Origin of the sequence: Exiguobacterium sp. s101, from assembly GCF_018617835.1 — a bacterium.
GTDB lineage: Bacteria > Bacillota > Bacilli > Exiguobacteriales > Exiguobacteriaceae > Exiguobacterium > Exiguobacterium marinum.
Genome location: NZ_JACSKX010000008.1, coordinates 123514 through 131283, shown reverse-complemented (window position 1 = coordinate 131283; position 7770 = coordinate 123514). Strand labels below are relative to the sequence as shown.

Genomic DNA, 7770 nt, shown 5'->3' with positions numbered 1-7770 from the left:
GCCGACGGGAAAGAGCTCCACGGGCTCCGTTTCACCTTCTACAGGGGGGATCAAGAAGGTCCAACGCGCCAATCTGGTGGCAGCCACCGTACAAAACATGAAGAAGCTGGCCAATCTGTTGGCCAGAAAAGACTGTCTACATAGCATTTCTTCAATTTTATAGGGGCAGAACGCCTCAAGAAACCGGGAACCACAAAAAAGGACGAACCAGGTCGCAAGATGCGACCTGGTTCGTCAACAAGCTGAGCGGAGCCAGCAAGTGGCTCCGCTATTTTAGTTAATGGGTCGTGAAGCGAGCCGGTCCAATCGAAGAGACAAGACGTGTCGCGGCACGTAAGCAATCAAGCTGTCTCGTATAGACACTGCTCACGTCGGCAAATGCAGAGGGGAGATGACCTGAATCGAGGGGACCTTGTCGCATGTAAGGCGATTCTCCAGCGCCAAGCGGCATCGGATGAATCACGAACTTATAGTGAGACGGGTCGAGCTCGATGACTTCAATCTCTGCAAACAGTCGTGCATCGCGTGTATACGAGAAGCGGGTGGATAACCATTTATCTGAATCTGTCATGGGTCACCAGTCCTCCCTCAAGAAGTCTTACCTCTCTCATCATAAAACAATTTTTGGTTATTTGAAATGATAATTTCATATTAATGACAAAATAATTACTTTAATTTGTAAAAGGGCGGATTCGTGCATTCGAGTCTGTCTTTGAGTATGGTTAGAAGAGAATGCTTAAGTAAGAGGTGACAACATGAGAAAGAACGCGATAGGGACATATCGGTTCGTCATCATTCTAGGTGCGAAAGTGAATGGGACAAGACCGTCCCGAGCCCTCCAACATCGGATTGACGTGGCCGCTGCGTATGCGAAGGCACATCCCCACGTGGAATTGATTGCGACAGGTGGACAAGGACCGGATGAAGGGATGGCAGAGGCGCTCGTAATCGAACGGGAACTGATAACAAAAGGGGTTGACCCGGCTAGGATCTGTATCGAAACCACATCCACTTCGACAGTTGAGAACTTTGAGCACACTCGCCCATTTTGGGAGGGAGAAGCGGGCGTGACAATCGTGACGAATGATTTTCATGTCCCACGTGCTCGTCTCATTGCCAAGCTCTATTTCCAGCTCGAGAGCGATGCACTCTATGCACCGACTCCGCCACTGGCAAAAGGGAGATATATAATCCGTGAAGGACTGGCGTATGTGAAGTTGCTTGGTCGTTATGTATTCAATCGAACATGAACGAGGAAAGAGTGGATGATTCCACTCTTTTTTCATTTACTTTTATTGTGAATGAAAAACGGCGATTTACGATGGTTCTGAAACGAGAGATTATGTATTTGAGTCAATCAAAAACTAGGCCCTTGCACCCGCAAGAGCCTAGTTGGATTGACAGCCGATTTTTTCGTTCAGCACGTGACCGAACGCCTCGGCCCCTTTAATATTCAAGTGGACCCCGTCACTTTCGAAATAAGCTTCTTTTCCGATTGACTTCTGATGCCAATCGATGAGGGCAACATTATCATGAAGTTTACTTGCCCGGGCAAGTTTTTCGTTGACCTCGCTCTCCCATGGACGAGGGACGCGTGTGTTGATCAAATAGATTTCATTTGCTCGCTCGAACTGCTTGAGCAGTGTGTCGAGCTGCTCCATTTTAAACGCGCCGTTCGTCCCGAGGTGAAGAAACACAACATGACCAGGGGCGTTATACGATTGATACTCGGACGCGAGCGGAATCGCATCTCGAACTTGTCGTCCGATTTCAGCGTCGATTTTCATGTTCGGGAAGGCATCTGCCAAATATTCGTTCAACCCGAGCATGACCGAGTCGCCAATCGCGAGGGCCGGTGGACATGTCCGTTCGTCTGGTGCTTCAGGTGACGGCTTGTTCTCTTCTGTTGGTTCATCTTCTGACGGTACTTCTTTCGCGTCTTCGGATTCCGGTTCTTTTGGAACGTCCGGGGTCTCGTCTTTTGGCATCGGCACTTTCACGACCGGAATCTCATCTTGAGCGGGTTTTGATTCAGAGAACGCCAAAATAGTCAGATTTCCGACGAGGACAAGCGAGAGCGCGGTCGCACAGGCTGTGGCAGCGAAGCGAGCACTCGGATGCGTCGGTGTCGATACGAGTTGACGGACCGAAGCGATGAATCCATTCCGGCGAATCGGTGTTTCGATGAAGCGGTACGATAATTCGGCAATCAAGAGTGTGAGTGCGATTTGCCCAGCCGCGAGTAGTGGCGAAAACGTTCCGAGTCGCTCCAGTGGTGTGGACAAGATGATGACCGGATAGTGCCATAAGTAAATCCCATACGTCCGCGTACCGATGACACGAAGCCAAGCGCTTCCAAATAACCGTGACCAGATCGTCGCCGGATGAGCGACAGCGGCAATCAAAAGGGCGGATAAGAACGCGACAAGTAAGAATCCACCATAATAGAGGAACGTGTCGTAGGCGTTTACGTTGACGATGATCCCGATAATTGCGATCAATGAGATTGCACCGACTACGTTTAAAATGTGCCGTCCGATGTTCGGAATCACTTCTTTAAATGTATCCGGTCTCCAACCGAATGCGAGAATGGCTCCCATGAGAAGACCGAATAACCGTGTGTCTGTCCCGTAGTAGACGCGGCTCGGGTCTGCGTCCGGTACATAGCGGAACGCCATCCAGGCAGCGGAGACGAATAGAAGCGCGGCAAGCAGTTGAAGCAACCGTTTTCGGAATGTGAGGCCGACGAATAATAGTAACGGCCAGACCGCATAAAACTGTTCTTCTATTGAAAGAGACCATAAATTTTGGAGCGGTGACGGCTTACCGAAGCTCTCGAAGTACGAGACTTCATGGAAGATATACCACCAGTTATTCACATAAGCTAGCGCGGCCAGTGAATCTTGTCGCACGGTATCGAGTAAGGAACGGTCAAAGAGCGTGACATACGTCATCACGAGCGACAGCATCAAAATGAGTGCCGGCAACAGACGGCGGAAACGTGCGACGTAAAACTTTTTTAAGTCAATCGTGCCGGTCTTCGTCCATTCACGAATCAAGATACCGGTGATCAAATAACCGGATAGGACGAAGAAGACATCGACACCGAGGAATCCCCCGGATATGTAAGGTACATTTAAATGATATAAAATCACAGCCAGAACGGCAAACGTGCGCAAGCCGTCGAGACCAGGCATATACGTTGTATGTTTGAGTGGTTTCATGCCCCCACTTCCTTTCTAGTTTAAAGCGGACATTTCCTTTTTTTAGAATCCATTCTTCAGTATAACGAGTGGGGGAGAGGGAATGGTTTCAAAAGATTAACAATCAAGTAACATCATATCTATTAAAAAAAGGGACACAAGGTCCCTTTGTCACTACATCATGTTAATCAACGTTCCACCAAGCACCCCAGCAATCACGAGAGCCCACGGTGGTAACTTCCAATAGGCAATCATCACGAACAAGAAGGCGGCAAAGACGAAGTCGACCGTATCGTTGATGGTACTCGTGAAGATCGGGCTGTAAAACGCCGCAATCAAGATTCCGACTACTGCCGCATTGACCCCGATGAGGGCGCCGGCGACTTTCGGGTTGTGACGAAGCGCGTCCCAGAACGGAAGTGCCCCAAGGATGAGCAAGAATGCCGGCAGGAAAATGGCGAACGTCGCGAGGATTCCACCCGGTACGCCGTTAATTACCGTTCCTAGATAAGAAGCGAACGTGAAGAGAGGTCCAGGGACGGCTTGAGCTGCACCGTATCCCGCTAGAAAGGCTTCTTCACTGAGGAAGCCAGCTGGGACAAGTTCACGTTCGAGTAATGGCAAGACGACGTGACCGCCACCGAAGACGAGAGCTCCGGCCCGGTAAAAACTATCAAACAAGGCGATGGTCTGATTCTCGAACGTCTCCCGTAAAATCGGCAAGATGACGAGAAGTGCTCCGAATACCGACAATAAAATGGCCCCGAGTCGTTTCGAAATCGGGAACGTACTCGATTTTGCGTCGAGACGGTCCGGCTTGAATAAAAGGAATCCTGCAAGTGCCGCGAGGAGAATGAACAGCACCTGACTGAATGTCGTCTGCCAAAGCAAAACACCGGCTAGGGCAAAAAAGGCGATTGTCCGTGTCTTCGTATCTGGTGTCAATTTGCTCGCCATTCCTAAGATGGCGTGGGCGACAATCGCGACGGCGACGATTTTCAAGCCGTATAGCCATCCTGCATCGGAGACGTCTAGTCCCGACAACAGTAAGGCGAACAGCATGAGGACGACGACCGACGGGGTCGTGAATCCGATGAACGAGGTGATTCCACCTAAAATACCCCCACGGACGATCCCGATTCCAATTCCGACTTGTGAACTCGCCGGTCCCGGTAAAAATTGACACAAAGCGACGAGGTCGGCATATGCTTTCTCGTCCATCCATTTCCGTCTTCTTACGTACTCCTCATGGAAATAACCGAGGTGGGCGACCGGGCCACCGAACGAGGTCAGGCCGAGCCGAGTCGAAATGAATAAAATTTCTAGTAACGTTTTGAACGTCACACGTTGTGTCGTCATATCTTCACTCCTTGATTTCTTTGAATAACTCGTATGCTTTTTGACGGGCTTCTTGTAATACGGAGAGCCCTTTTTCTGTCGTTATGTAATTTTTGCGGACGTGTCCATCGACCGTCTCATTTTCACGAATCAAGAGTCCCTCTTTCTCCATCCCGTGTAAAATCGGATAGAGCGTACCGGCACTAATCTCATATCCATGTTCGCGTAGTTCATCGACCATCCATGCCCCGTATACGGGATGTTCCGCGGCGTGGTGCAAAATATGGATATGGATGAATCCGAGAAACAACTTCCGTAGGACGCGGTCTTCCATACGTATCAACTCCTTGTTATCGAAATTCGATATCGGTTTTCGAAATCAGTCTATCAAACGTGTTAGAGAGAGGCAAGGGAACGACGTGCAGTTTTAAAAAAAATTAAAAATGGATAGTTGGGAATGACTTCGTGAAAAATAGGGAAAGTATCACAAATGAGATAAACTAAGGGAGAGATTTTAATTGCTGAGGAGGAAGTGACGTGACAAACCCTATTCATTCTTCATACGATACATTGTTACGCCATATGCCCCAAGGCTACGTCGAGTTTAAGGTGATTTACGACAATGCTTCGGAGCCGACTGACTATGAGTTCTTTGAAGTGAATCCTGCCTTTGAGAAGATTATGAAAGCAAAACGGAAACACTTTATCGGAAAAAAAGTGTCTAGCGCCCTAAAAGACTTTGAATATAGCGAACGTGAATGGATGATTCAAGTGGCACATGTCGTTAGCGAGGGTGGAACGGTGACGTTTGAACATTTCTCTCGACGAAATAAATCATGGTTCGAAATGTCCGTATTTAGTGAACGTGAAGGCTTTGTGTCCGTCATGTTTCATGATATCACGCCCCACGTCCAGGAAAACAATGCGCTCAAGCAACTTGTGAACGTGTCCCATCGGTTCGTCTCGACTGGTAGTGATTTATTGATGAATCAACAATTTCTCGACCAGATTCGCGATTTCACAGGTGCGAAAGCGGTCGCGCTCAATTTGATTGAGAAAGATGGAGTGTCGTACACAACGGTCGCCTTATCGGGTATGGATGAAATGTTAGAGAGAAGTCTCGATGTACTCGGTTTCCACCCGGTCGGGAAGAAGTGGCCGATGACCGAGAAACGGCGAGAACTGTTCAATCGTCCAAATCCGCTTGTATTTGATGGAATCGATCCGTTGATTGACGGTGCGCTTCCAAAACGCCTCGTCAAAAACTTGCTTCGGATTTTCTCGCTCGGAGAGGTCGTTCTATTCAAAATTGAAAAAGATGGAGTTCTATACGGTGACTTGACGATTGTGATGCAAGAAGGAAAAGTGGCGAACCGCCTAGGACTTGTCGAATTGTATCTCGTCCATGTCCTAGAACAGTTAGTAAAAGCAGATCATCAAGTGGGTGAGACGAAAAAGTCGATGTTCGATGGGTTCGCCACTCTCGACTTGGAATGCATCATGGCATTCAATACGCGACAAGCACTCCATTTAAATGACACATGGGAGCGAGTTTTAGGATATTCGCTTGATGAGTTGGAGAACATCGAATTTCTTAGTCTGATTCATCCGGACGATGATGTCATCACGGATGCTGCGTTTGCGGAACTGGAGGAACGGGGAGAGTTGTTCCGTTTTGTCAATCGCTTCCGGACGATTGATGACACGTATCGTTCCATTGAGTGGCACTGCAAACTTCAAGGGGATTATATTTATGCGGTCGCTAAAGACGTGACGGATCGGGTTCAGTTAGAAGAAAAATTAGCCGAACGAGATCGTCTGTTGACGAAGCTATCCAATCAAGTCCCGGGTGCCATCTATCAGTTCGAGTTGTTGCCTGATGGTAGTTTCAACTTCCCGTTTTTCAGCAAAGGATTTGAAGATATGATAGGGATTTCGGCAGATGCGGTACGGGCAGATGCGAGTCTAGTGTTTCGACGAATGCATCCGGATGATTATCCGAATGTCATGCAATCAATCGATGAATCTTACCGTAATTTGACAATTTGGGATGCAGAGTTTCGTGTGTTGACCGAGGATGGTCGGTCGATTTGGATTTTAGGGTCATCCCGGCCGGAGAAAATTTCAGACGGGCATGTGTTGTGGCACGGCTATATCGGGGATGTCACGGAGAAGAAAACATACGAGAAAGAGATTGAATATCTCAGTTATCACGATCAGTTGACGGGTATCAAAAACCGACGTTACTTTGAAGAGGCGTTGGAGCGTTATGATGATGAGCAGTACTATCCACTCTCCCTCATCGTCATCGATATTAACGGGTTGAAGCTCACGAATGATGCGTTTGGGCACTTAGTCGGCGACCAGTTACTTGTCGAAGCAGCGAACATTTTACGTAATGAACTGCGATCAAAAGATGAAGTGGCACGTGTAGGTGGTGACGAGTTTGTCGTCATCTCTCCAAACACGACGCTCGATGAGGCGAAACAACTGTCGGACCGCCTCGGTCGTCTCTTCCACGACAAGACGGTGGAAGGGTTACCAATCTCAGCCTCGTTCGGTGAAGCGGTCAAGCACGACTCCAATATCGATTTGTCGGAAGTGTTTAATTTAGCGGAAGATCGGATGTACCACCATAAGGTTTCTGAAAAGCAGAGTCGACGCCACCATTCCATTCAGATTATCATGCGAACACTATACGAGAAGACTCCACGTGAGGAGGCACATTCTCAACGTGTCGCCAATTTAGCGGGACAACTCGCCGAGGCGATGGGGTTCACGAGTGCCGAGGTGAATGAGATTCGAACGGCCGCCATTCTGCATGACATCGGGAAAGTGGCGATCAGCAACGATATTTTAGACAAATCAGGTGCGTTGACCGAATCCGAGTGGCATGAAATCAAACGTCACCCCGAGATTAGTTACAACATTTTAAGTACAGTACCTGAATACATCGCCTTGTCTGAAATCGTTTTGGCGCACCATGAACGATGGGACGGGAAGGGGTACCCGAAAGGATTGAGTGAATATGAAATCCCGCTCGCTTCCCGCATCATCTCCATCGCTGATATATTCGATGTGATGGTGACAGGCCGACCTTATCGGCAAGCGAAGACGATTGATGAGGCGCTCGCTGTCATCCTTGAAGAGGCGGGCAAGCAGTTTGACCCTTCACTCGTCGATGTCTTCTTTGAAAAAGTCGTTCCGACGCTCCAACAATAAAGCAAAG

General features: G+C 48.6%; 6 protein-coding genes. 2 read left to right on the top strand and 4 right to left on the bottom strand.

All coding sequences use genetic code 11. The features are described 5' to 3' along the window. Nucleotides 1–277 precede the first annotated feature (277 nt). Entirely contained in the window at nucleotides 278–571 is a 294-nt protein-coding gene (locus KNO76_RS08790) for a hypothetical protein (protein WP_026825291.1), read from the bottom strand. 184 nt (nucleotides 572–755) lie between these two features. Between KNO76_RS08790 and KNO76_RS08785 the strand changes: the two genes are divergently transcribed. Further along, a complete protein-coding gene (locus KNO76_RS08785) occupies nucleotides 756–1250 on the top strand; it encodes a YdcF family protein (protein ID WP_214798259.1) in 495 nt (164 codons plus the stop codon). A gap of 138 nt (nucleotides 1251–1388) precedes the next feature. On the opposite strand, the gene KNO76_RS08780 is transcribed toward KNO76_RS08785, so the two are convergent. The 3 genes from KNO76_RS08780 to KNO76_RS08770 all read right to left on the bottom strand — a co-directional run bounded on the left by KNO76_RS08780 (nucleotide 1389) and on the right by KNO76_RS08770 (nucleotide 4875). Next, the gene (locus KNO76_RS08780) at nucleotides 1389–3224 is read right to left on the bottom strand and encodes an acyltransferase family protein (protein WP_214884823.1); all 1836 of its coding nucleotides are present in this window, start codon (nucleotides 3222–3224) and stop codon (nucleotides 1389–1391) included. Nucleotides 3225–3377: 153 nt separating this feature from the next. Beyond that, entirely contained in the window at nucleotides 3378–4562 is a 1185-nt protein-coding gene (gene chrA / locus KNO76_RS08775) for a chromate efflux transporter (RefSeq protein WP_214884820.1), read from the bottom strand. Nucleotides 4563–4566: 4 nt separating this feature from the next. Continuing rightward, nucleotides 4567–4875: a PadR family transcriptional regulator gene (locus KNO76_RS08770; RefSeq protein ID WP_214884817.1), complete on the bottom strand. Its 309-nt coding sequence runs from the start codon at nucleotides 4873–4875 to the stop codon at nucleotides 4567–4569. A 203-nt stretch (nucleotides 4876–5078) separates the two neighbouring features. Between KNO76_RS08770 and KNO76_RS08765 the strand changes: the two genes are divergently transcribed. Beyond that, the gene (locus KNO76_RS08765; protein WP_214884814.1) at nucleotides 5079–7763 is read left to right on the top strand and encodes an HD domain-containing phosphohydrolase; all 2685 of its coding nucleotides are present in this window, start codon (nucleotides 5079–5081) and stop codon (nucleotides 7761–7763) included. Nucleotides 7764–7770: the final 7 nt, after the last annotated feature.

What these genes read in the sequence shown, in the direction of transcription:
- KNO76_RS08790 (WP_026825291.1), bottom strand. Translation starts at nt 571, where the DNA reads ATGACAGATTCAGATAAATGGTTATCCACCCGCTTCTCGTATACACGC.
- KNO76_RS08785 (WP_214798259.1), top strand. Translation starts at nt 756, where the DNA reads ATGAGAAAGAACGCGATAGGGACATATCGGTTCGTCATCATTCTAGGT.
- KNO76_RS08780 (WP_214884823.1), bottom strand. Translation starts at nt 3,224, where the DNA reads ATGAAACCACTCAAACATACAACGTATATGCCTGGTCTCGACGGCTTG.
- chrA (WP_214884820.1), bottom strand. Translation starts at nt 4,562, where the DNA reads ATGACGACACAACGTGTGACGTTCAAAACGTTACTAGAAATTTTATTC.
- KNO76_RS08770 (WP_214884817.1), bottom strand. Translation starts at nt 4,875, where the DNA reads ATGGAAGACCGCGTCCTACGGAAGTTGTTTCTCGGATTCATCCATATC.